The organism is Kitasatospora sp. MMS16-BH015 (genome assembly GCF_002943525.1).
Taxonomy (GTDB): Bacteria; Actinomycetota; Actinomycetes; order Streptomycetales; family Streptomycetaceae; genus Kitasatospora.
Map to the genome: position 1 here is coordinate 8,859,054 of NZ_CP025394.1, position 21,611 is coordinate 8,880,664.

Below are 21,611 nucleotides of genomic sequence, written 5' to 3' on the forward strand. Positions count from 1 at the left end.
AATGGTCTGGTTCCGGTCCATTGGTGGACCACAGTGTCGTGGGCGCACGTTTCGGCCTCCCCCACCGAACCCCCAGGGGTGCGCATGTCCGCAGTACCGACCTCCGCAACACCGACCTCAGACGAAGAGCGCCTGCGCGAACTCGGCTACACCCAGGAGCTCGCCCGCTCCATGTCCGGGTTCTCCAATTTCGCCGTCTCCTTCTCGATCGTCTCCATCCTCTCCGGCTGCCTCACCCTCTACGGCTTCGGCATGACCACCGGCGGCCCGGCCCTGATCACCTGGGGCTGGCCGGTGGTGGGCGCGATGACGCTCTGCGTCGCCCTCGCGATGGCCGAGATCTGCTCCGCCTACCCCACGGCCGGCGGGCTCTACTACTGGGCCGCCAAGCTCTCCCCGAACCCCAAGCACGGGCCGGCCTGGAGCTGGTTCACCGGCTGGTTCAACTTCATCGGCCAGGTGGCCGTGACGGCCGGCGTCGACTTCGGCGCCGCGTTCTTCACCAACGCCTTCCTGGAGATGCAGTGGGGCTTTGCCGCCACCCCGGCGCACACCGTGATGATCTTCGCGGTGCTGCTGGTGGTGCACGGCCTGCTCAACACCCGCGGCGTCAAGCTGGTGGCGCTGCTCAACACCGTCAGCGTCTGGTGGCACGTGGTCGGCGTGGCCGTGATCGTCGGCGCGCTCGCCCTGCTGCCGAGCCACCACGCCTCCGCCTCCTTCGTGTTCACCAAGTTCGTCAACGAGACGGGCTTCCACAACTCCGCCTACGTCGCGCTGCTCGGCCTGCTGCTCGCCCAGTACACGCTGACCGGCTACGACGCCTCGGCCCACATGACCGAGGAGACCCAGGACGCCGCCCGCTCCGGGCCCAAGGGCATCGTCAACTCGGTGCTGGTCTCGCTGGTGGCCGGCTGGATCCTGCTGCTCGGCATCACCTTCGCCATCCAGGACTACGACGGCGCGCTCGGCAGCAAGACCGGCGTACCGCCCGCGCAGATCTTCCTGGACGCGATCGGCCCGACCGGCGCCAAGCTGCTGCTGCTGATCGTGATCGGCGCGCAGTTCTTCTGCGGGATGGCCTCGGTCACCGCCAACTCCCGCATGATCTACGCCTTCTCGCGGGACGGCGCACTGCCCGGCTCGCGGATCTGGCACCGGATCAACCCGCGCACCCAGACCCCGACGGCGGCCGTCTGGCTGGCCACCGGCGGCGCCTTCCTGCTCGGCGCCCAGGACCTCTGGAACGCCACCGCCTACGCGGCCGTCACCTCCGTCTCGGTGATCGGCCTCTACCTCGCCTACGTCATCCCGGTGTACCTGCGACTCCGTCAGGGTGACTCCTTCGAGCGCGGCCCGTGGCACCTGGGCCGCTGGAGCAAGGTGATCGGTAGCGTGGCGGTGGGCTGGACCGTCCTGATCACCGTGCTCTTCATGCTCCCCACCGTCAGTCCGATCACCGCACTCAGCTTCAACTACACACCCGTCGCGATCGGCGCCGTGCTCGGCTTCGCCGGGGTGTGGTGGCTGGTCTCGGCCCGGCACTGGTTCACCGGCCCCAAGGTCCAGAACCTGTCCCCGGCACCCGAGTCGAGCGAACTGGAGACCCGATGACCGACCCTCGCCTCACCCTCGACCGCCTGCGCGTCCTGATCGCCGAAGGCGCCGTGGACACCGTGATCCTGGCCATGACCGACATGCAGGGCCGCCTGCAGGGCAAGCGGATCGCCGCCGAGTACTTCCTCAGCGACGTGGTGGCCAACGCCGCCGAGGGCTGCGGCTACCTGCTGGCCGTCGACGTCGACATGAACACCGTGGAAGGGTACGAGAGTTCGTCCTGGGAGACGGGCTACGGCGACTTCGTGCTGACCCCCGACTTCAGCACGCTGCGCACCATCCCCTGGCACCCGGCCACCGTGATGGTGCAGTGCGACGTGCACGACCACCACGGCGCCCCGGTGGCCGTCTCGCCCCGGCAGGTGCTGCGCCGCCAGCTGGAGCGGCTCGCCGCCTACGGCTGGCAGGCCTACGCCGGAACCGAGTTGGAGTTCATCGTCTTCCGGGACAGCTACGAGCAGGCCTGGGACAAGGACTACCGCCAGCTGGTGCCGGTCAACCAGTACAACGTGGACTACTCGATCCTCGGCACCTCCCGGATCGAGCCGCTGCTGCGCCGGCTGCGCAACGAGATGGCCGGGGCCGGCCTGATCGTGGAGTCGGCCAAGGGCGAGTGCAACCTCGGCCAGCACGAGATCGCCTTCAAGTACGGCCCGGCGCTGGTCACCTGCGACGACCACGCGGTCTACAAGACCGGCGCCAAGGAGATCGCCGCCCAGGAGGGCGTCAGCCTCACCTTCATGGCCAAGTACAACGAGCGCGAGGGCAACTCCTGCCACATCCACCTCAGCCTGCGCGGCGAGGACGGCAGCCCGGTCTTCGCCGGGGACGGCGAGCACGGCTTCTCCCCGCTGATGGAGCACTTCCTGGCCGGCCAGCTGGCCTGCCTGGCCGACTTCTCGCTGCTGCTGGCGCCGACCGTCAACTCCTACAAGCGGTACGTGCCCGGCTCGTTCGCCCCCACCGCGATCGCCTGGGGCCGGGACAACCGCACCTGCGCACTGCGGGTGGTCGGCCACGGCCCCTCGCTCCGGTTCGAGAACCGGGTGCCCGGCGGCGACGTCAACCCCTACCTGGCGGTGGCCGCGCTGATCGCCGCCGGTCTGCACGGGGTCGAGCAACAGCTCACCCTGGAGCCGGAGTTCACCGGCAACGCGTACGCCTCCGACGCGCCCCGGGTGCCCAGCACGCTGCGCGCGGCGGTGGACGCCTTCGAGGCCAGCGAGGTCGCGCTGGCCGCCTTCGGCAAGGACGTGGTCAAGCACTACACCCACGCGGGCCGGGTCGAACTGGCCGCCTTCGAGGCGGCGGTGACCGACTGGGAGCGCCGGCGCGGATTCGAGCGGCTGTGACCGCCCGCCCGCTGGTGGGGATCACCAGCTACCTGGAGCCGGCCGCCTGGGGCGTCTGGGAGACCAACGCGGTCATCCTGCCCGGCAGTTACCTGGACGCGGTGACCCGCGCCGGCGGCATCCCGGTGGTGCTGCCGCCGCACGGCAACGGCGCCGGCGCGCTGCTTGAGCGCCTCGACGCGCTGGTGCTGGCCGGCGGTGCCGACATCGAGCCCAGCCGGTACGGCGCCGAGCCGCACGAGCGCACCGGCAAGCCCCAACCAGGCCGGGACGGCTGGGAGTTGGAGCTGCTGAACGAGGCGCTGGCCCGCGACCTGCCGGTGCTCGGGGTCTGCCGGGGCATGCAGCTGCTCAACGTCGCCCTCGGCGGCGACCTGATCCAGCACCTGCCCGAGCGCACCGGGGACGAGAGCCACCAGATCGCCCCCGGCACGTACCACGAGCAGGGCGTGGTGATCAGCCCCACCAGCCGGCTCGGCGAGCTGCTCGGCCACGCCGCCAAGGTGCCCTGCTACCACCACCAGGCCGTCGGCCGGCTCGGCACCGGCCTGAGCGCCAGCGCCTGGGCCGGCGACGGCACCGTGGAGGCCGTGGAACTGCCGGGCCACCGCTTTGCCCTGGGCGTGCAGTGGCACCCCGAGGCCGACCCGACCGACACCCGGCTCTTCGACGCCCTCGTACTGAGCGCCAGTTGAGCCCTCAGGGCCCACCAAGGAGTGTGAAGTGACAACCAGCCCCGACCTCTTCGAGGTGGTCAACCCGGCCACCGAGGAGGTGATCGAGACGGTGGCGATGGCCGGCCTCGCCGAGACCGACGCCGCCATCGCCCGGGCCAAGGCCGCCTTCCCGGCCTGGCGCCGCATCGCCCCCGCCGACCGGGCGCGACTGCTGCGCGCCTTCGCCGCCGCCGTGGACGCCGACCGGGAGCACCTCGCCCAGCTGGAGGTGGCCAACGCCGGCCACACCATCGGCAACGCGCGCTGGGAGGCGGGCAATGCCCGCGACGTGATCGAGTACTACGCGGCCGCCCCCGAGCGGCTGTTCGGCCGGCAGATCCCGGTGGCCGGCGGCCTGGACGTCACCTTCCAGGAGCCGCTCGGCGTGGTCGGCATCATCGTGCCGTGGAACTTCCCGATGCCGATCGCGGCCTGGGGCTTCGCCCCGGCGCTGGCGGCCGGCAACACCGTGGTGCTCAAGCCCGCCGAGCTCACCCCGCTGACCGCGCTGCGGCTGGCCGAGCTGGCCCGGCAGGCCGGCATCCCGGAGGACGTCTTCCAGGTGCTGCCCGGCCGCGGCCCGGTGGTCGGCGAGCGGTTCGTCACCCACCCCGACGTGCGCAAGGTCGTCTTCACCGGCTCCACCGCCGTCGGCAAGTCGGTGGCCCGCGGCTGCGCCGAGCAGGTCAAGCCCGTCACCCTCGAACTCGGCGGCAAGAGCGCCAACGTCGTCTTCGCCGACGCCGACCTCGCCAAGGCCGCCGCCACCGCGCCCTACGCCGTCTTCGACAACGCCGGGCAGGACTGCTGCGCGCGCTCGCGGATCCTGGTCGAGCAGAGCGTCTACGAGGAGTTCCTCGGCCTGCTGGAGCCCGCCGTGCTGGGCGTCAAGGTCGGCGACCCGCGGGACGAGCAGACCGAGATGGGCCCGCTGATCTCCGCGGCCCAGCGGGCCCGGGTGGCCGGGTACGTGGGCGACGGCTCCGCCGTGATCGTCCAGGGCAAGGCCCCCGAGGGCCGCGGCTTCTGGTACCCGCCGACCGTGCTGGCCGTGGAGCCGAGCGCCCCGGCCTTCACCGAGGAGATCTTCGGCCCGGTGGTCGCCGTCCTCCCCTTCCGGGACGAGCAGGACGCGCTGCGGATCGCCAACGACACCGAGTACGGCCTCTCCGGCTCGATCTGGACCAGGGACGTGGGCCGTGCCCTGCGGGTGGCCCGAGGGGTGGAGGCGGGCAACCTGTCCGTCAACTCGCACTCCTCGGTGCGCTATTCGACCCCCTTCGGCGGGTTCAAGCAGTCCGGCCTCGGCCGGGAGCTCGGGCCGGACGCCCTCAACGCCTTCACCGAAACCAAGAACGTCTTCATCTCGACCGAGGAGTGAGCACCATGACCAACCGACTCGAAGGCCGCGTCGCCGTCATCACCGGCGCCGGCAGCGGCATCGGCCTGGCCACCGCCCGCCGCCTCGCGTCCGAGGGCGCGAAGGTGGTCTGCGCCGACCTCGACGAGCGCAGCGGCAAGGCCGCCGCACTGGAGGTCGGCGGCCTGTTCGTCCAGGTCGACGTGACCGACGAGGAGGCCGTCAAGGCCATGTACGAGACGGCCGTCGCCGAGTACGGCAGCCTGGACATCGCCTTCAACAACGCGGGCATCTCCCCGCCGGACGACGACTCCATCCTCACCACCGGTCTGGACGCCTGGAAGCGCGTGCAGGACGTCAACCTGACCAGCGTCTACCTGTGCTGCAAGTACGCTATCCCGCACATGCAGCGCCAGGGCAAGGGCTCGATCATCAACACGGCCTCCTTCGTGGCCGTGATGGGCGCCGCCACCTCGCAGATCTCCTACAGCGCCTCCAAGGGCGGCGTGCTCTCGATGTCCCGCGAGCTGGGCGTGCAGTTCGCCCGCGAGGGCATCCGGATCAACGCGCTCTGCCCCGGGCCGGTCAACACCCCGCTGCTCCAGGAGCTGTTCGCCAAGGACCCGGAGCGGGCCGCCCGCCGCCTGGTGCACATCCCGCTGGGCCGGTTCGCCGAGCCCGAGGAGATCGCGGCGGCCGTGGCCTTCCTGGCCAGCGACGACTCCTCGTTCATGACGGCGAACACCTTCCTGGTGGACGGCGGCATCTCCGGCGCGTACGTCACCCCGCAGTAGGCGCGGCCGACCCCACCGTGCTCAGCCGGCGGCGAGGATCTCGCCGACCCGGTCGAGCACGGTGGGGTCGCTCAGGAAGTCGTTGTGCTTGAGGCAGGCGGCCTGGGTGTTGACGGCGCCGGCCAGGGGGGTGCTGGTGGCGGGGAGGATCTGCTCGTCGCAGGAGGACCAGAAGGTCCAGTAGTGCACCGGGCCGGGGGTCTCGCCGTTGGCGTTGAGGTGGCTGACCACGTAGGAGCCCGGGGTCATGTCGCGGCAGCCCTGGTCCCAGAGGGCGCAGGCCCAGGCGAGGTTGGTGCCGTGGTTGGGGCCGGCCAGGGAGATCCAGTTCCGCACCGTGCGGGCGCCGTTGCCGTACTCGGCGTACCAGCGGGTGGGCAGGCTGCCGAGGCTGTGCGCCACCAGGTCGACCCGGGTGGCGCCGGTCCGGGCGAGCACGCCGTCCACGTAGGCGGAGAGCTGCCCGGCCAGCGTCTCGTTGGTGGAGGCCGAGGTGTCGTAGGACCAGGTGAAGAGCCGGTCCGCCGGGTACCCCCGGGCCTCCAGCCGGCTGATCGCCGTGCCCCAGACCCCGCCGTCCGCGTTGCGGCCGTGGACGAAGACGACCGGGACCGCGGTGTCGGCGCGGGCCGGGGTGACGGCGCCGGAGGCGGCCAGGAGCGCGGTGGTCGCCAGGGTGGCGAGGGCGGTGGGGACGGTGCGGCGCACGGTGCCTCCTGGTCGTCGAGTACCCCGACGGTCCCGCAGTTGACCTGCTCCTGGCAACCCCTCCGACGCTAAAGGCCGTTGACCGCGTCCAGGGTCGGGAAGGCGGTGCCGGTCAGCTTCTCGGACTCAGTCCAGAGGCGGGCGGCGGTCACCGGGTCGCTGGCGGCGGGGGTGCGGCCGACCAGGGTGGGGTGGCCGCGGTTCTCGGCGAAGCCGTCGGGGCCGAGGTAGCTGGCGCCGGGCAGGTCCATGGTGGCGGCGAAGAGGGTGGGCAGGGCGCCGGCCCGGCTGTCCTGGGCGATCACCTTGTTGCCGAGCACCATCAGGGCCCGGCGCACCGCGCTGGCGTCGTGGCTCTGCAGACCGGTGGCCGCGTAGCCGGGGTGGGCGGCCAGGGCGCGGACCGGCGAGCCGGCCAAGGTCAGGCGGCGCTGGAGTTCGAGGGTGAAGAGCAGATTGGCGAGCTTGGACTGGGCGTAGGCCCGGATCGGGTGGTACTCGCCCTTGAAGTCCAGGTTCTCGAAGCGGATCCGGTTGCCCGGGTACTTGTGCATCCCGGAGGCGACGGTGACCACCCGGTCGGTGATCTGCGGGAGCAGCAGGTTGGTGAGGGCGAAGTGGCCCAGGTGGTTGGTGCCGAACTGGGTCTCGAAGCCGTCCTTGGTGGCACCCTCGGGCACGTTCATCACGCCGGCGTTGTTGACCAGCACGTCCAGCCCGCCCTCCCAGCCGGCCGCGAACTCGCGGACCGAGGCGAGGTCGGCCAGGTCGAGCCGCCGGACCTCCAGGGTGCCCTTGGCGCCCCGCACGGTCGCGGCGGCGGCCTCGCCGCGCTGCGGGTCGCGCACCGCGAGGACGACGTGCGCCCCCGCCCGGGCCAGGGCCTCGACGGTCGCGATGCCGAGCCCGCTGTTGGCGCCGGTGACCACGTACCGGCGGCCGGTCTGGTCGGGGATGTCGCTCGCGTTCCACTTCGATGAGTTCGCCATGGTGACGAATGTAGGCATCGACAACAATGATGTCAATGCCAACAATGTAGCCAGCGGTCACATCCCCGGTAGAGTGCGGACATGCACGCACGTCGCTACCACCACGGAGACCTCCGCGCCGCCCTGCTCGAGCGGGCCGAGCAGACCCTCCGGGAGAAGGGTCCGGCCGCGCTCTCGCTGCGCGAGCTGGCCCGCGACCTCGGCGTCAGCCACGCCGCCCCCAGCCGCCACTTCAAGGACAAGCAGGCCCTGCTGGACGCCCTCGCGCTGGCCGGGTTCGAGCGGCTCAACCAGGCCTTGGCCGAGGGCCCTGGCCCGCACGGCCCGTTCGCCGAACGGCTGGCCGCGCTGGCCCGTGCGTACGTCGGCTTCGCCACCGCCAACCCCGAGCTGCTCGACCTGATGTACACGGTGAAGCACGACCCGGAGGCCACCGAGGCCCTGGTCGCAGCCGCGCACCAGGGCCTCACCCAGGCGGCCGCCCTGTTCGCCGACGCCCAGCGCACCGGCGAGGTCCGCCCCGGCCCGGTCGAGCAGATCTGCCTGCCGGCCCTGGCCACCGTGCACGGCTTCGCCGACCTGGCCGTCGGCGGCCTGCTCTCACCCGAGCAGGCCCGGGCCGGGCTGGAGGAGGTGATCGCGTACGTGCTGCGCGGCTGCGCACCCGACCGTCCCTAGCTGGGCTGGCCGGTCGGCATCAGGGTGACCTGCTGGAGGTTGGCGCGCGGGGGCAGGGTGGCCAGGAAGGCCACGGTGTCGGCCACGTCCTGGGCGGTGAGCCACTCCATCGCGGCCTTGGACCCGGCCAGCCACTCCTGGGCGGCGGCGTCCGTGACGTGGCTCTGCAGCTCGGTGCCGACGATGCCCGGCTCCAGCGCCGAGACCCGCACCCGCTTGGGGCCGAGCTCGGTGCGCAGGTGGCGGGAGAGGTGCGAGACGAACGCCTTGCTCGCGGAGTAGACGGCGAAGCTCGGGAAGACGCTCTGCGCCGCGATCGAGGAGGTGTTGACCAGATCGGCCACGCCGCGCTCGGCCGCAGCGGCCACCAACTGCGGGGTGAAGGCGCCGATCACGTGCATCAACCCGCTGATGTTGAGGTCGATCTGACGCTGCCACTGCTCGAAGGCCAGCTCCTCCACCGGGGCTGCCAGCATGACCCCGGCATTGTTGAACAGCAGGTCGGCGTCGCCGAGTTCGGCCCGGACCCGCTCGGCGGCAGCCCGTACGGCGGCCTGGTCGGTGACGTCCACGGGCAGCACCAGACCAGTGCCGCCGTTCTTGCGGATCCGCTCGGCCAGCTCGGTCAGCCGGCCCTCGCGGCGGGCCAGCAGGGCGACCTTCGCGCCGAGCCCGGCCAGGGTCTCGGCGGTGGCCTCGCCGAGCCCGCTGGAGGCGCCGGTGATCACGGCGACGCGACCGGTGAGCGGGTGGGTGGTGGTGGTGGCGGTGGAGACGGACATGGTGTGAAACCCCTTGACAGAGAGTGGAGTTGCGAGTTCGGCGGCTGACGCTCCGTCGGCCGCAGATCCATCTCACCACCGTCCTGTCTGCTCGGGAGGGCCGTGGCTGGCCCGACGCAGACAGGTACTGGCAGGGCCACCCTGGGGTGGTCGGCGGCGCCGGTCGAGGCCGGAGAATGGGGGCATGGACCGTAGCAGCGAGCTCGCCGACTTCCTCCGCTCCCGCCGGGGCCGGATCAGGCCCGAGCAGGCGGGGCTGCCGTCCGGGGGCCGGGCCCGCCGAGTGCCCGGCCTGCGCCGGGACGAGGTGGCCCGGCTGGCCGGGGTGAGCACCGAGTACTACACCCGGCTCGAGCAGGGCCGCTCCGGCCGTCCCTCGCCCGAGGTGGTGGAGGCGCTGGCCGGGGCGCTGCGGCTGGACGTGGTGGAGCGCGAGCACCTGACGGACCTGCTGGCCCGCCCGGCGGCGACCCGGCAGGCGGTGGCGACACCGCAGCGGGTGCGGCCCGGGCTGCACCTGATGCTGAGCACCCTGGAGCACGTCCCGGCCCTGGTGCTGGGCCGACGCACTGACGTCCTGGCCGCCAACCGGCTGGCCCGCGAGGTGCTCACCGACTTCGAGGCGCTGCCCGCCACCCGGCGCAACATCGCCCGCTACTACCTGCTCGACCCGGCCGCCCGGGAGCGGGTCGGTGACTGGCCCCGGATCGCCGCCGAGACGGTGGCCATCCTGCGGCTGGAGGCCGGCCGGCACCCGCAGGACCGCAGACTGGCCGAGCTGATCGGCGAACTGACCCTGCAGTGCCCCGAGTTCACCACCTGGTGGAACGACCACCGGGTGCTGCGCCGCACCCACGGCAGCAAGACGTACATCCACCCCGAGGTGGGCGAGCTGCACTTCTCCTACGAGTCCTTCCTGGGCCCGGGCGACCCGGACCAGACGCTCTGCGTCTACAACGTGGAGCAGGGTTCGCCGACCGCCGAATCGCTGCGCCTGCTGGCCAGTTGGACGGCCGCGTCGACCTAGGGGCTGGTCGGCGCTGTCCTGGTCGGCCGGCTAGTGTGGTCCGCCGGGGCTGCCGGGCGGGAGCTCGAGTTCGTACCAGACCACCTTGCCGTCGGTGGTCGAGCGGCTGCCCCAGCGGTGGGCGAGTTCGTTGACCAGGTGCATGCCGCGCCCGCCCTCGTCGGAGTCCTCGGCGCGGCGCAGGGTGGGCGGGTGGCTGTCCACGTCGGCGACCTCCACGGTGAGCAGCCGGTTGCGGAAGAGCCGCAGTTCGGTGGGGGAGCCGGCGTGGGTGAGGGCGTTGGTGATCAGCTCGCTGGTGAGCAGTTCGGCGAGGTCGGTGAGGGCGGTCAGGCCCCAGTCGGCCAGGGTGCTGCGGGTGAAGCGGCGGGCGTGGCCGACCATGGCGAGGTCGTCCGCCAGGGGCAGGACGGCGAGCTGGTAGGACTCCATCGGGTGGACGTGGGCCATGATGACGGCGATGTCGTCCTGGCCGGTGTGCGCGCCGAGGGTCTCCAGCACGGCGTCGCAGGTCTGCTCGAGAGTCGGCCGGCGCTCGGCGACGGTCTGCCGGAGCACCTCCAGCCCCTCGTCCAGGTCCTGGTCGCGCCGCTCGACCAGTCCGTCGGTGTACAGCACCAGGATGCCGTCCTCGGGCAGTGAGAAGCGCACACTCTCGAACGGCACCCCGCCGATCCCCAGCGGCGCCCCGGCGGGCAGGTCGAGCAACTGGGCGGTGCCGGCCGCGGTGCCGACCACCGGTGGCAGGTGGCCCGCGCAGCAGGCGGTGCAGCTGCGGTCCAGCGGGTCGTAGACCACGCAGACGCAGGTGGCGAACTGGCCCTCGCCGACGGCCGAGGCGGCCTCGTCCAGGCGGCGCATCACCCGGACGGGGTCGATGTCCATGGTGATCAATGTCCTTGCCACCGTGCGGAGTTGGCCCATGGTGGCGGCGGCCCGGATGCCGTGGCCCATCACGTCGCCGACGATCAGGGCGACGCGGCCACCCGAGAGCGGCACCACGTCGAACCAGTCGCCGCCCACCTCGCTGACCACGCTGCTCGGCAGGTAGCGGTAGGCGATCTCCAGGCCCAGCGAGCGGTGCACCTCCTGGGGCAGCAGGCTGCGCTGCAGGGTCAGTGCGGTGTCCCGCTCGCGGCGGTAGAGCCGGGCGTTGTCGATGCAGACGGCCGCCCGGGCGGCCAACTCCTCGGCCAGGGCCACGTCCGCGGCGCCGAACGGCTCCGGATTGCCGGTGCGGATGAACTCCGCACCGCCCAGCACCACGCCGCGGGCCAGCAGCGGCACCATCAGGTACGAGTGCACCCCGGCCGCCAGGCTCGGCTCGACCCGGTCCGGGGAGGCGACGATCCGGTGCAGCGCCGCCTCGTCCACCTCGGACACCAGGATGGAGCGGCCCGAACGCAGGCTCTCCGCATACAACTTGGCCGATCGGGAGGCTTCGCCGACGCTGTCCGCCGCGCCCGCCATCACCCCGGACTCGCCGATCTCGCCCACCGCCACCGCCCGCAGCAGCGCCGGGCCGTCCTGTGGGATGGCGCCAGGCTCCTCGCCCTCCACCACCGTCTCCAGCAGGTCGACGGTGACGAAGTCGGCGAACCGCGGGATCACCGTCTCCACCAACTCCATGGCGGTGCGGTGCAGATCGAGGGTGGTGCCGATCCGGGTGCTGGCCTCGTTGAGCAGCGCCAGGCGCTGCTGGGCGGCGTGCGCCTCCTCCAGGGCGACCTGGCGCTGACGGGCCGCGTCGCGCTCGCGGGTGTAGAGCAGGGCGTTGTCGATCGAGACGGCGGCCCGGGCCGCGAGTTCGGCGGCCAGCGCCAAGTCATCCTCGGTGTAGGGGTGTTCGGTCACGTTGCGGTAGAAGGCGGCCACCCCGACGGCCGCGCCGCGGGCGATCAGCGGCACCACCATCAGCGAGCGCACCCCCTCGCGCTCGGCCGCCGCCGCACGGACCGGGTCGTCGGCGAACCAGGTCTTGGCCGAGTCGTCCCAGCGCGGCACCAGCAGTGGGCGGCGGTGGGCGAGCGCCCAGGAGTACGGGGTCGAGGGGTGGAAGCGGTGCACGCTGCCCACCGCGGCCACCGGCTCCATGCCGGAGGCCGGGGTGGTATGGAAGGCCATCCGGCGTAGCACCGCCGAGCGGTCGGCCCGCCCGGGCGGCTGGGTCTCCTCGCCGCGGATCAGCGTGTCCAGCACCTCCACCACCACGGTGTCGGCCAGCCGGGGAGTGGCTACCAGCGCCAACTCCCTTGCAGTCTGGGCCAGATCGAGGGTGGTGCCGATGTTGGTGGAGGCCGCGTTGACCAGGGCCAGCCGCTCCTGCGCGGCCTTGGCCTCGCGCAGCGCGTGGGCGCGGGCCAGCACGATGTCGTGCTGGCGCTGGTAGAGCCGGGCGTTGTCGATCGCCACCGCCGCCCGGGAGACCAGCTCGTCGCCGAGGGTGATGTCGGCCTCGCCGAAGGACTCCCGCTCGCCGCGCCGGGAGTACACCACCATGCCGAGCACCGCGCCGCGCGCCACCAGCGGAGCGATCCGCACCGAGCGTGAGCGCTTGCCCCGGTAGGCGGGCATCCGCTCCTCGGGGATGCCCGGCCCGAGCAGCGGCAGCTCCCAGCTCGGCGCCACCACGGTGCGGCCGGCCGCCATCGCCTCCGCGTACGCGGTGTCCGGGGGTATCCGGTAGACCGCCTCGGTGGGCAGGTGCTCGACCGGGTACTCCGGGTCGACGGTGGAGAGCGCGAGGCGGCGCACCCAGCGGTCGCCCGAGGCATCGTCGGGTTTGCCGGAGACCAGGCGCTCCAGCGCGTACACCCCGCTGACGTCGCAGACCCGGGGCACCATGGCCTCGGCCAACTCCCTTGCGGTGCGGCGCAGATCGAGGGTGGTGCCGATCGAGGCGGTGGCGTCGACGAGGAGGGCGAGGCGCTCGGTGGCGCGGGCCGCCCGGGCCTCGGCCAGGTAGTGCTCGGTCACGTCCACGATGGTCGAGCTCACCCCGAGCACCTCGCCGTCCGGGCGGTCCAGGCGGAAGTAGGAGGCGGACCAGGCGCGGTCGTGGTCCGGATCGCCCGGGGTGCGGCCGTGCGAGCGGGTGTCGATCACGGCTCGGCCGGTGTTGAGCACCTGACGCATCACCGTCTCCACCTCGTCGGCGTTGATGCCCGGGAGGATCTCGGAGACGCGGTGGCCGATGTGCTCGTCCACCGGCATCCCGTTGACCTGGGCCAGGGCGTCGTTGAGCCGGACGAAGCGGAGCTCGGGGTCGTAGACCGCCATCCCGACCGGCGACTGGGTGAAGAAGCCGTCCAGCACGGTGAGGTCGGCCTGGAGGCGGCGCAGCGCCGTCACGTCGGAGGCGACCGCCAGCACGAGGGGGCGGCCGTCGGCGCCCGCGATGGGGTGGGTGCGGAACTCCAGGTTCACGTGGTGGCCGGCCCGGTGCAGCACCGGGAAGACGCCGGACCAGGCCCGGCCGGCCACGATGCTCTCGAAGAGCTCCAGCACCTCGGAGCGCTGGTCCTCCGTGACCAGGATCTGGGCGGCGAGGGCGCCGACCGCCTCCTCGGCGGAGTAGCCGAGAAGGGATTCGGCGTCGGCGCTCCAGTGCAGGATGCGGCCGTCCTCGGCGATCAGCGCCGTCGCGATCGGCACCATCAGGAGGCCGTCCTGCTCCTCGCCGTCTGGGTCCTGCTGCTCGTCGGTCTGCATGTCACGCAACCCGCTCGGGACTCGGGAGAGGATCGGTACTCGCCCTGTCATCGTATGGAGCTACGCGGGGGAGGTGCACCTTCAAGAGGTTCTCGAACGTTGATGGTGCAACGGGCCCCCAGCGGTCGGTGCGGGGCGGTCTCTTCCGATCTCGCGCAGTTCCCCGCGCCCCTGGTGGTACTAGCCCATGGCGGCTGCGGCGGCGCCGATCAGGCCGGCCTCCGGGCCGAGGTTGGCCTGGTGGACGGTGAGGTGGGTGGTGAAGGGGAGGGCGGCGTAGGTGGCGAGGTGGCTGCGGAGGGGGGAGAGGAGGAGGTCGCCCGCTTGGGCTACGCCGCCGCCGATCACGACGGCGTCGAGCTCTACCAGGGTGGCGGTGGCGGCGATGCCGGCGGCGAGGGCGCGGCCGGCGCGGTCGTAGGCGGCGAGGGCGGCGGGGTCGCCTGCCGCGGCGGCGGTGGCCACGGCGGCGGCGGAGGTGTCGGGGCCGAGCGGGTGCCAGCCGAGGGCGGCGGCGTGGCGGGCGATGGCGGGGCCGCTGGCGAGGCGTTCGAGGCAGCCCCGGGAGCCGCAGGGGCAGGTCTCGCCGTCCAGGTCGACCGAGATGTGGCCGATGTGGCCCGCGTTGCCGGTGCGGCCGGAGTGCAGGGCGCCGTTCAGGATCAGGCCGCCGCCGACGCCGGTGGAGACCACCATGCAGAGGGCGTTGTCGTAGGGGCGGGCGGCCCCGAAGCGGTGCTCGGCGGCGGCGATGGCGATGCCGTCGCCGGTGAGCACCACCGGCAGGCGGTGGCCGAGGTGCTCGGCGACCCGGGCAGCGACCGGGAAGCCGCGCCAGCCGGGGATGTTCACCGGGCTGACGGTGCCGGCGGCGGTGTCCACCGGGCCGGCGCTGCCGATGCCGACCGCGGTCACGCCGGCCCAGGCGGGGTGGGCGGCGAGCTCGTCGAGGCCGGAGAGGAGGGCCTTGAGCACCGTCTCGCCGTCGGACTCGGCCGGAGTGGGGCGGCGGGCGGTGGCGAGCAGGGCGCCGTCCGAGGCCACCAGGCCCACCGCGATCTTGGTGCCGCCGATGTCGACCGCCGCGATCGTGCCTGTAGCCACGGGTTTCTCCCTCCCACCGCCCCGGCCGCTCGGCCGGGCGCAGGGCAAATTCTGGCATCCGCCGGGCCGGTAGACTCACGCCGCTCCCCACCCCCTCCCCCCGGAGTCGTCCCCCATGCCCGTGGCGCTGCTCGCCCTCGCCCTCACCGCGTTCGCGATCGGCACCACCGAGTTCGCCGCGATGGGGCTCGTGCCGCAGATGGCCGAGGACCTGGGGGTGTCCATCCCGCAGGCCGGGTGGGTGATATCCACTTACGCGATCGGGGTGGTGGTCGGGGCGCCGCTGCTGACGGCGGCGACCGCGCGGCTGCCGCGCAAGGCGGTGCTGACCGGGCTGGTCGGGCTGTTCACCGTGGGCAACCTGCTCTGCGCGCTGGCGCCCGGGTTCGGGTGGCTGCTCGGGGCGCGGCTGGTGACCGGGCTGCCGCACGGGGCGTTCTTCGGGGCCGGGGCGGTGGCCGCCGCCGAGCTGGCGGCGCCGCAGCTGCGGGCGCGGGCGGTGGCGGTGATGTTCTCCGGGCTGACCATCGCCAACATCGTGGGGGTGCCCGGGGCGACCCTGCTGGGGCAGCACCTGGGCTGGCGGGCCGCGATGCTCGTGGTGGTCGGGATCGGGGCGCTGGGCACGGTGGCCACGGCCAAGCTGGTGCCCGCGCTGCCCAGCCACCCGCAGGCGGGCCTGCGGCGCGAGCTGGCCGCCTTCCGGAGCGGGCAGCTCTGGCTTGCGCTGGCCACGGTGGTGTTCGGCTGCGCCGGGCTGTTCGCCTGCTACAGCTACATCGCGCCGCTGCTGACCGAGGTGTCGGGCTTCGCCGAGGGTTCGGTGACGCTGGTGCTCGCGCTGTTCGGGGTGGGCATGACGCTGGGCAACGCACTGGGCGGGTACGCGGCGGACCGGGCGCTGCGGCCGGCCATCTGCCTGGCCTTCCTCTCGATGGCGCTCTCGCTCGCGCTGCTCGCGGTGGCGGCGCGGGCCGAGTGGTCGGCGGCCGTCGTGGTGGTGCTGGTCGGGCTCTGCGGGTTCGCCACCGTGCCCACGGTGCAGACGCTGGTGCTGAGCAAGGCGCGGCAGGCGCCGACGCTGGCCAGCGCGACCGTGCAGGGGGCCTTCAACCTGGCCAACGCCCAGGGAGCCTTCCTCGGCGGGGTGGCGCTGGACGCCGGGCTCGGCTGGGTCTCCCCGGTGCTGGTCGGGGCGGCGCTGGCGGGGGTCGGCTGCGTGATCGCGACGGTCTCCTGGGCGCTCGACCGGGGGCCGGAACGGGGGTCGGAGCGGGCGGCTGTGAGCGGGGCCACCGGAGCGGCGCCGGCGGGGGCGGAGAATCCGACCGTCCGTGCCTGAGCCGTGGCGCTCGGTGGAGAAGGTGACCGGGGTCACGGCCGGGAGCGGGTGACCGGGGGCACATCGGGGCCCTGGATGATCTTGCCGAATGGGCGGTCGGCCCTTGAAATCGGGGGGAACGGACCGGTCGTACCTTCGGTAACACTGCTCTGAGCTGGCATTTCGCCGAAATGCTTGTCAGGCCCCCCGGACGGCTCGTAGCTTCGTAACCAGTGCACAGCGCACCACCCGGGTTCACCCCCGCAGCCCCCCGCCACTCAGGTGGACGGCGCAGGCGGGCCGGTGACCGGGGCGGCAGACCGCGTCAGACGCGTGAGCAGCCGCCCGCTGCGTGCGACACCCGAGGACACCCCTACGTGGGTCTTCTTCGTGCTGTCCGCCCGGGGCTTCCGAGAGGATCTGTATGACCTTCCGTAACGAGACCACCGCTGCCACCACCACCTCCGCCAAGCGCAACCGCCTGCGGATGGTCCTGATGGGCGGCGCTGTGGCCGCTCTCCCGGTTGCGGGCCTCGTCACGGCCACCTCGGCCTCTGCCGCGTCCACTTCCACCTGGGACGCGGTCGCCCAGTGCGAGAGCACCGGCAACTGGAGCATCAACTCGGGCAACGGCTTCTACGGCGGCCTGCAGTTCACCCCGAGCACCTGGGCCGCCTACGGCGGTACCCAGTACGCGGCCTCCGCCGACCAGGCGAGCAAGGGCCAGCAGATCGCCATCGCCGAGAAGGTGCTCGCCGACCAGGGCCCCGGCGCCTGGCCGGTCTGCTCCGTCAAGGCGGGCCTGACCGCGGGTGGCGCCGCCGCCCAGGTCGACACCTCGTCCTCGGCCGGCACCAGCACCAAGTCGGACAAGTCCGCCGACACCAGCACCAAGTCCGCGCCGAAGAACGACACCTCGGCCGCCTCCCGTGGCACCGAGCGTCAGACCCTGACCACCGAGCAGTCGACCCCGAAGGCCGACGCCCCGAAGGCCGCTGCCCCCAAGGCCGCCGCCCCGAAGGCTGCCGAGGCTCCGGCGAAGAAGTCCGCCCCGGCCGCGAAGAGCGCCGGCGGCAACTACACCGTCAAGAGCGGCGACACCCTGAGCGAGATCGCCGCCGCCCACGGCGTCGACCTCTCCACCCTGTACAGCCACAACGCCAAGGTCATCGGGGGCAACCCGGACCTGATCCTGCCCGGCCAGGTGCTGAGCATCTGACCGTACGGTCGAACGGCGAAGGCCGCGCGAGCACTGCTCGCGCGGCCTTCGCGCATGTCCGCGGCCGCTGGGGTCAGGGCTTGAGGCGGTAGACCACGCTGGCGCGCAGCGGGCCCTCGATCTCGGGCTCGTCGAAGTCGTCGGCCGGGTCGTAGCTCATGCCGAGGCGGGCCATCACGGCGCGCGAGCGGTGGTTGCCCACGGCGGTGACGGCGAGGATCTCGGGCAGGCCGAGCACCTCGAAGCCGAGGGCGAGCACGGCCCGGGCGGCCTCGGTGGCGTAGCCGTGGCCCCAGGCGGTGCGGGCCAGGCGCCAGCCGACCTCCACGCCGGTGAAGGGCATGCCCTCGTCCACCGGGTCGAGCCCGGTGAAGCCGATGAACTCGCCGGTGGCCGCCACCTCGACGGCCCAGAAGCCCCAGCCGCGCTCCTCGATGTCGGCTCGGAAGGCGGCGAGCGAACCGGCGCTCTGCTCGGCCGTGAGCACGGTGGGGAAGTACCGCCGCACCTCGGGATCGGCGTTCATCGCCGCCCAGGGCTCGAGGTCGCTGTCCCGCCACTGGCGGATGAGGAGGCGGTCGGTCCGCAATTCGGTCATGGCCGCACCGTAAGCATGCCCGGCTCGGCGGGTCGAGCGGATTTCCGGCCGGTCGGGGTGGGTGGGGCGCTCGGCGGGGTAGGCGGTGGGGCATGGGATGGAAGCGTGGGCGTGACAGCGAGCAGCCGGATCCGGAGCAGGTGGCCGAGGAGCTGGCCGCGCTCGCGGTGCAGATGGAGCGGGGGCCGGCCGGGGAGCCGGTGGTGGTCTGGCACCAGCGCGGGCGGCAGCGGGCCCGGGAGCTGACCACCTCGGTCGGCGGCCTGCTGGCCAAGGGCGGGGTGGCGGCCGGCCGCGGCGGCAAGGCGTTGGCCGACCGGCTGCTGGAGGCGGCGCCGCGGATCCCGGTGCGCGACCTGGCCACGCTGCGGGCCCAGCACCCGGACGCCGCCACCCCCGAGGAGTTGGCCGACCGCCTGGTGCTCGGCGCCTGCCGGGCCGCCGGGGCGGTCGGGGCGAGCATCGGCGCGGCGGCGATGCTGCCGGTGCCGCCCGCGATGCCGGTGGAGCTGGCCGCCGAGGCGCTCGCGGTGGCGGCCGTGGAGATCAAGCTGATCGCCGAGCTGCACGAGGTCTACGGCCGCCCGCCGAGCGGCACCCGGACCCAGCGGGCCGGGGCGTACGTGACGGCCTGGGCCGAGCGGCGCGGGATCGACGGCGCGATGCTGGTCGCCCCGGCCAGCCTGGCCGCCGTGGCGCTCGGCGCCGAGGTGCGGCAGAAGGTGCGCAGGCGGCTGGTACACAGCTCACTACGCCGGCTGCCCTCGCTCACCCCGCTGCTGGTCGGCGCCGGGGTCGGCGCGGTGGTCAACCGGCGGGACACCCGCAAGCTGGCCGGTGAGGTCCGGGCGGACCTCACCGGCCGGGAGCCGCTGCAGCCGGACTACTGGGCGGCGGCGCTGCCGGGCTGAGTGTTCGTTACCGGGTGGGCGCGATGCCGGGCTGGGCCGGCGGCCACTGGGTGGCGGGCTGAGCGGGCTGGGCGCCCTGGGCGGGCGGCCACTGGGTGGCCGGCTTGGCGGACTTGGCGGGCCGAGGGTGCTCGGCGTTGCTGGCCTGGATCTGGGCCCAGGAGCGCGGCTGGGGCGCCGCGAGCTTGGCGGTGGCGCCGGGCAGGGCCGGCTTGCCCTTGGTGTAGAGCCAGGTCTGGAAGAGCGGCCCGAGCTGCTTGCCGGAGATCCGCTCGGCCAGCGCCCGGAACTGCGCGATGGTGCCGTTGCCGTACCGGTGCTCGGTGGGCCAGGCCTTGAGGATCTCGAAGAACTTCTGGTCGCCCACGGTGTTGCGCAGCTGCTGGATGGCGAGCGCACCCCGGTCGTAGACCGGCAGGGCGAACGGGTCGTCCGCGCCCGGGTCGCCCGGCTCGATCTGCCAGAACGCGTCGTCGGCCGGGTGCGAGGCGTAGACGTAGTCGGCCAGTTGCTGCGCCGTGCCCTCGTCCTCGTGCTCGGACCAGAGCCACTGGGCGTAGGTGGCGAAGCCCTCGTTCAGCCAGATGTCGCTCCACTTCTCCAGCGAGACGCTGTCGCCGTACCACTGGTGCGCCAACTCGTGCACCACGACGGAGGTGTTGGCGCCCTTGGCGAACTGCTTGGGGCTGTAGAAGACCCGGGTCTGGTTCTCCAGCGCGTACCCGGTGGTCACGTTGGGCACGTAGCCGCCGACGGTGGCGAAGGGGTAGGGGCCGAAGTAGGTGCTCAGCCAGTCGACGATCTCGCCGGTGCGCTCCAGGCTGGCCCGGGCGGCGCCGTCGTTGTCGCCGAGGTCCTTGCTGTAGGCGTTGATCACCGGGATGCCGGTGGCGGTGGTGGTCGCGGTGGAGAGGTCGAAGTGGCCGACGGCCAGGGTGGCCAGGTAGGTGGCCTGCGGCTTGTTCTCGCGCCAGTTGAAGCGCGTCCAGCCGAGCTTCGAACTGCTCGACACCAGCGTGCCATTGCTGATCGCCTGAGTGCCGTCGGGCACCAGGACGGAGACGTCGAAGGTGGCCTTGTCCAGCGGGTGGTCGTTGCTCGGGAACCACCACCAGGCCATCTCGGGCTCGTCGGCCGCGACGCCGCCGTCCGGGGTGCGCAGCCAGGCGTCGAAGCCGTACCGCTTCACCTTCGAGGGGGTGCCCGAGTAGCGGACCACCACGGTGATCGGCTGGCCCTTGGCCAGCGCGGCGGCCGGGGTGACCTCGAGCTCCTGCTCGCCGGTGAAGGCGTACGTGGCCGGACGCCCGTTGACCCGGACCTCCTGCACGTCCAGGGCGAAGTCCAGGTTGAACCGGGAGAGCGCCTGGGTGGTGGTGGCCAGGATGGTGGCGGTGCCCTCCAGGAAGTCGGTGGTGGGCTGGTACTTGAGCCTGAGGTCGTAGTGCGAGACGTCGTAGCCGCCGTTGCCGTACGTCGGGTAGTACGGGTCGCCGACGCCCGGCGCGCCCGGGGTGGGGGCGGCGGCCGAGGCCGGGACGGCGAGCAGCAGCATGACGGCGCTCGCGGCGGCGGCGATGATCCTCTTGCGCACGAAGGTCCTCCGGTGCGGGTGGTCGGTCGACGGATGACGTCAGCTTCGCCCGATGGCTGTCCGGTGGGGAGGTGTTCCATGCGTGCTTTGTGAGATGTTCATGCTGGGAAATCTGACGGAGTGCAGGGGACGCGGCGCGGGGCATGCGGAAGGCCCCCGCCCGGTGAGCCCGGCGGGGGCCTGTGCGTACGTGACTACCGGCCCTCGGGCCGGTGGGTGACCGGGTCGCGCCGGCGCTCCGGGGCGTGGCCGGTCGCGTCGCAGCGGTCGCAGGGCATCTTGAGGTCCGGGTACGGTCTCCCGGTCACGGGGTCGAACATGTCGGTGTACCCGGTGCCCTTGCACGTGGGACAGAACATCTGCGCTCCCTGCCTAGCTCACGGTGATGCGGCCCGAGCCCCCGCACGAGGAGCAAGGGTACGTGAGCCCGTCCCGCTGCACGTAGCCCGTGCCGCCGCAGGCGGAACACGGGTACGAGCCGTCGAGGAGGATGATTCCCATGGCGCTGCTCCCGGTCTGTGTGGTGTACGCGCTGAGAGCAGTCTGCCGGTCGGTCGAGGCGAAGGAGAGCGAAATGACGGAACCGCTGGTCAAGGCGGTGGGTCCGATGGTGCCCGAGGTGGACCCGGCGGCGTTCCTGGCGCCGAACGCGGTGGTGGTCGGGGCGGTGAGGCTGGCCGAGGGGGCGAGCGTCTGGTACGGCGCGGTGCTGCGCGGGGACGCCGAGCGGATCTCGGTCGGGCGGGGCAGCAACGTGCAGGACAACTGCACCCTGCACGCCGACCCGGGCTTCCCGCTGGTGGTCGGCGAGCGGGTGACGGTGGGGCACAACGCGGTGCTGCACGGCTGCACGGTGGAGGACGACGTGCTGGTGGGGATGGGGGCGGTGGTGCTCAACGGGGCCCGGGTGGGCACCGGTTCGCTGATCGCGGCCGGGGCCGTGGTGCCGCAGGGCAGCGAGATCCCGCCCGGCTCGCTGGTGGCCGGGGTACCCGGCAAGGTGCGGCGCGCGCTGACCGAGGAGGAGCGGGCCTCGATCAAGCTGAACGGCGAGGGGTACCTGCTGCTGGCCGCCGCGCACGCCGAGGCGTTCGAGGGCTGACCGGGGCCGTCGTCGCGGGGTCCGCGCA

The 21,611-nt window shown here is 72.9% G+C and carries 19 protein-coding genes; 11 read left to right on the forward strand and 8 right to left on the reverse strand.

Annotated elements, in window-relative coordinates; translation table 11 throughout:
- The first annotated feature begins 84 nt into the window (after positions 1-84).
- The 5 genes from CFP65_RS38105 to CFP65_RS38125 are packed head-to-tail and all read left to right on the forward strand — an operon-like array spanning position 85 to position 5,839.
- Positions 85-1,614: an amino acid permease gene (locus CFP65_RS38105; protein WP_168219657.1), complete on the forward strand. Its 1,530-nt coding sequence runs from the start codon at positions 85-87 to the stop codon at positions 1,612-1,614.
- Entirely contained in the window at positions 1,611-2,969 is a 1,359-nt protein-coding gene (locus tag CFP65_RS38110; protein WP_104820452.1) for a glutamine synthetase family protein, read from the forward strand. Before CFP65_RS38105 ends, CFP65_RS38110 begins: the two co-directional genes overlap by 4 nt.
- Complete coding sequence (locus CFP65_RS38115; protein WP_217368233.1) at positions 2,966-3,664, forward strand: gamma-glutamyl-gamma-aminobutyrate hydrolase family protein; 699 nt, start codon at positions 2,966-2,968, stop codon at positions 3,662-3,664. Before CFP65_RS38110 ends, CFP65_RS38115 begins: the two co-directional genes overlap by 4 nt.
- Before the next feature lie 28 nt (positions 3,665-3,692).
- Positions 3,693-5,066 carry an aldehyde dehydrogenase gene (locus CFP65_RS38120; protein WP_104820453.1) on the forward strand — a complete coding sequence of 458 codons (1,374 nt, stop codon included), beginning with the start codon at positions 3,693-3,695 and terminating at the stop codon, positions 5,064-5,066.
- A gap of 5 nt (positions 5,067-5,071) precedes the next feature.
- Positions 5,072-5,839: a 3-oxoacyl-ACP reductase gene (locus tag CFP65_RS38125; protein WP_104820454.1), complete on the forward strand. Its 768-nt coding sequence runs from the start codon at positions 5,072-5,074 to the stop codon at positions 5,837-5,839.
- A gap of 21 nt (positions 5,840-5,860) precedes the next feature.
- Here CFP65_RS38125 and CFP65_RS38130 read toward each other — a convergent pair whose 3' ends face one another.
- On the reverse strand, positions 5,861-6,547 hold the full coding sequence (locus CFP65_RS38130; protein WP_104820455.1) for a triacylglycerol lipase: 687 nt from the start codon (positions 6,545-6,547) through the stop codon (positions 5,861-5,863).
- 68 nt (positions 6,548-6,615) lie between these two features.
- Positions 6,616-7,536, reverse strand: a complete 921-nt coding sequence (locus tag CFP65_RS38135; RefSeq protein ID WP_104820456.1) for an oxidoreductase — start codon at positions 7,534-7,536, stop codon at positions 6,616-6,618.
- An 81-nt stretch (positions 7,537-7,617) separates the two neighbouring features.
- Between CFP65_RS38135 and CFP65_RS38140 the strand changes: the two genes are divergently transcribed.
- Positions 7,618-8,214 carry a TetR/AcrR family transcriptional regulator gene (locus tag CFP65_RS38140; RefSeq protein WP_104820457.1) on the forward strand — a complete coding sequence of 199 codons (597 nt, stop codon included), beginning with the start codon at positions 7,618-7,620 and terminating at the stop codon, positions 8,212-8,214.
- Here CFP65_RS38140 and CFP65_RS38145 read toward each other — a convergent pair.
- The gene (locus CFP65_RS38145) at positions 8,211-8,996 is read right to left on the reverse strand and encodes an SDR family oxidoreductase (RefSeq protein WP_104820458.1); all 786 of its coding nucleotides are present in this window, start codon (positions 8,994-8,996) and stop codon (positions 8,211-8,213) included. The two genes, CFP65_RS38140 and CFP65_RS38145, sit on opposite strands and share 4 nt — an antisense overlap.
- A gap of 184 nt (positions 8,997-9,180) precedes the next feature.
- On the opposite strand from CFP65_RS38145, the gene CFP65_RS38150 reads away from it, so the two are divergent.
- Positions 9,181-10,023, forward strand: coding sequence for a helix-turn-helix transcriptional regulator (locus tag CFP65_RS38150; RefSeq protein WP_104820459.1), 843 nt, complete (start codon positions 9,181-9,183; stop codon positions 10,021-10,023).
- Between the two features lie 30 nt (positions 10,024-10,053).
- Here CFP65_RS38150 and CFP65_RS38155 read toward each other — a convergent pair whose 3' ends face one another.
- Both CFP65_RS38155 and CFP65_RS38160 read right to left on the reverse strand, forming a co-directional pair.
- The gene (locus CFP65_RS38155) at positions 10,054-13,785 is read right to left on the reverse strand and encodes a SpoIIE family protein phosphatase (RefSeq protein ID WP_104820460.1); all 3,732 of its coding nucleotides are present in this window, start codon (positions 13,783-13,785) and stop codon (positions 10,054-10,056) included.
- A gap of 129 nt (positions 13,786-13,914) precedes the next feature.
- Positions 13,915-14,838 carry an ROK family protein gene (locus tag CFP65_RS38160; RefSeq protein ID WP_104820461.1) on the reverse strand — a complete coding sequence of 308 codons (924 nt, stop codon included), beginning with the start codon at positions 14,836-14,838 and terminating at the stop codon, positions 13,915-13,917.
- A 115-nt stretch (positions 14,839-14,953) separates the two neighbouring features.
- On the opposite strand from CFP65_RS38160, the gene CFP65_RS38165 reads away from it, so the two are divergent.
- Both CFP65_RS38165 and CFP65_RS38170 read left to right on the forward strand, forming a co-directional pair.
- Complete coding sequence (locus tag CFP65_RS38165) at positions 14,954-16,180, forward strand: MFS transporter (RefSeq protein ID WP_104820462.1); 1,227 nt, start codon at positions 14,954-14,956, stop codon at positions 16,178-16,180.
- Positions 16,181-16,583: 403 nt separating this feature from the next.
- Complete coding sequence (locus CFP65_RS38170; RefSeq protein ID WP_104820463.1) at positions 16,584-17,378, forward strand: transglycosylase family protein; 795 nt, start codon at positions 16,584-16,586, stop codon at positions 17,376-17,378.
- 73 nt (positions 17,379-17,451) lie between these two features.
- Here CFP65_RS38170 and CFP65_RS38175 read toward each other — a convergent pair whose 3' ends face one another.
- Complete coding sequence (locus CFP65_RS38175) at positions 17,452-17,976, reverse strand: GNAT family N-acetyltransferase (protein ID WP_104820464.1); 525 nt, start codon at positions 17,974-17,976, stop codon at positions 17,452-17,454.
- Between the two features lie 92 nt (positions 17,977-18,068).
- Between CFP65_RS38175 and CFP65_RS38180 the strand changes: the two genes are divergently transcribed.
- The gene (locus tag CFP65_RS38180) at positions 18,069-18,887 is read left to right on the forward strand and encodes a hypothetical protein (RefSeq protein WP_158702581.1); all 819 of its coding nucleotides are present in this window, start codon (positions 18,069-18,071) and stop codon (positions 18,885-18,887) included.
- A 7-nt stretch (positions 18,888-18,894) separates the two neighbouring features.
- On the opposite strand, the gene CFP65_RS38185 is transcribed toward CFP65_RS38180, so the two are convergent.
- Both CFP65_RS38185 and CFP65_RS39550 read right to left on the reverse strand, forming a co-directional pair.
- Positions 18,895-20,481 carry a M1 family metallopeptidase gene (locus CFP65_RS38185; RefSeq protein ID WP_104820466.1) on the reverse strand — a complete coding sequence of 529 codons (1,587 nt, stop codon included), beginning with the start codon at positions 20,479-20,481 and terminating at the stop codon, positions 18,895-18,897.
- Positions 20,482-20,675: 194 nt separating this feature from the next.
- A complete protein-coding gene (locus CFP65_RS39550; protein ID WP_158702582.1) occupies positions 20,676-20,840 on the reverse strand; it encodes a hypothetical protein in 165 nt (54 codons plus the stop codon).
- A 215-nt stretch (positions 20,841-21,055) separates the two neighbouring features.
- Here CFP65_RS39550 and CFP65_RS38195 point away from each other — a divergent pair, with 215 nt between their 5' ends.
- Positions 21,056-21,583 carry a gamma carbonic anhydrase family protein gene (locus CFP65_RS38195; protein ID WP_104820468.1) on the forward strand — a complete coding sequence of 176 codons (528 nt, stop codon included), beginning with the start codon at positions 21,056-21,058 and terminating at the stop codon, positions 21,581-21,583.
- The last annotated feature ends 28 nt before the right edge of the window (positions 21,584-21,611 follow it).

Bases quoted from the DNA above. Each gene is read 5' to 3' on its own strand.
- CFP65_RS38195 (WP_104820468.1), top strand. From the start codon at position 21,056: ATGACGGAACCGCTGGTCAAGGCGGTGGGTCCGATGGTGCCCGAGGTG.
- CFP65_RS38145 (WP_104820458.1), bottom strand. From the start codon at position 8,996: ATGTCCGTCTCCACCGCCACCACCACCACCCACCCGCTCACCGGTCGC.
- CFP65_RS38135 (WP_104820456.1), bottom strand. From the start codon at position 7,536: ATGGCGAACTCATCGAAGTGGAACGCGAGCGACATCCCCGACCAGACC.
- CFP65_RS38175 (WP_104820464.1), bottom strand. From the start codon at position 17,976: ATGACCGAATTGCGGACCGACCGCCTCCTCATCCGCCAGTGGCGGGAC.
- CFP65_RS38155 (WP_104820460.1), bottom strand. From the start codon at position 13,785: ATGACAGGGCGAGTACCGATCCTCTCCCGAGTCCCGAGCGGGTTGCGT.
- CFP65_RS38125 (WP_104820454.1), top strand. From the start codon at position 5,072: ATGACCAACCGACTCGAAGGCCGCGTCGCCGTCATCACCGGCGCCGGC.
- CFP65_RS38165 (WP_104820462.1), top strand. From the start codon at position 14,954: ATGCCCGTGGCGCTGCTCGCCCTCGCCCTCACCGCGTTCGCGATCGGC.
- CFP65_RS38110 (WP_104820452.1), top strand. From the start codon at position 1,611: ATGACCGACCCTCGCCTCACCCTCGACCGCCTGCGCGTCCTGATCGCC.
- CFP65_RS38140 (WP_104820457.1), top strand. From the start codon at position 7,618: ATGCACGCACGTCGCTACCACCACGGAGACCTCCGCGCCGCCCTGCTC.
- CFP65_RS38150 (WP_104820459.1), top strand. From the start codon at position 9,181: ATGGACCGTAGCAGCGAGCTCGCCGACTTCCTCCGCTCCCGCCGGGGC.
- CFP65_RS38170 (WP_104820463.1), top strand. From the start codon at position 16,584: ATGACCTTCCGTAACGAGACCACCGCTGCCACCACCACCTCCGCCAAG.
- CFP65_RS38105 (WP_168219657.1), top strand. From the start codon at position 85: ATGTCCGCAGTACCGACCTCCGCAACACCGACCTCAGACGAAGAGCGC.
- CFP65_RS38180 (WP_158702581.1), top strand. From the start codon at position 18,069: ATGGGATGGAAGCGTGGGCGTGACAGCGAGCAGCCGGATCCGGAGCAG.
- CFP65_RS39550 (WP_158702582.1), bottom strand. From the start codon at position 20,840: ATGTTCTGTCCCACGTGCAAGGGCACCGGGTACACCGACATGTTCGAC.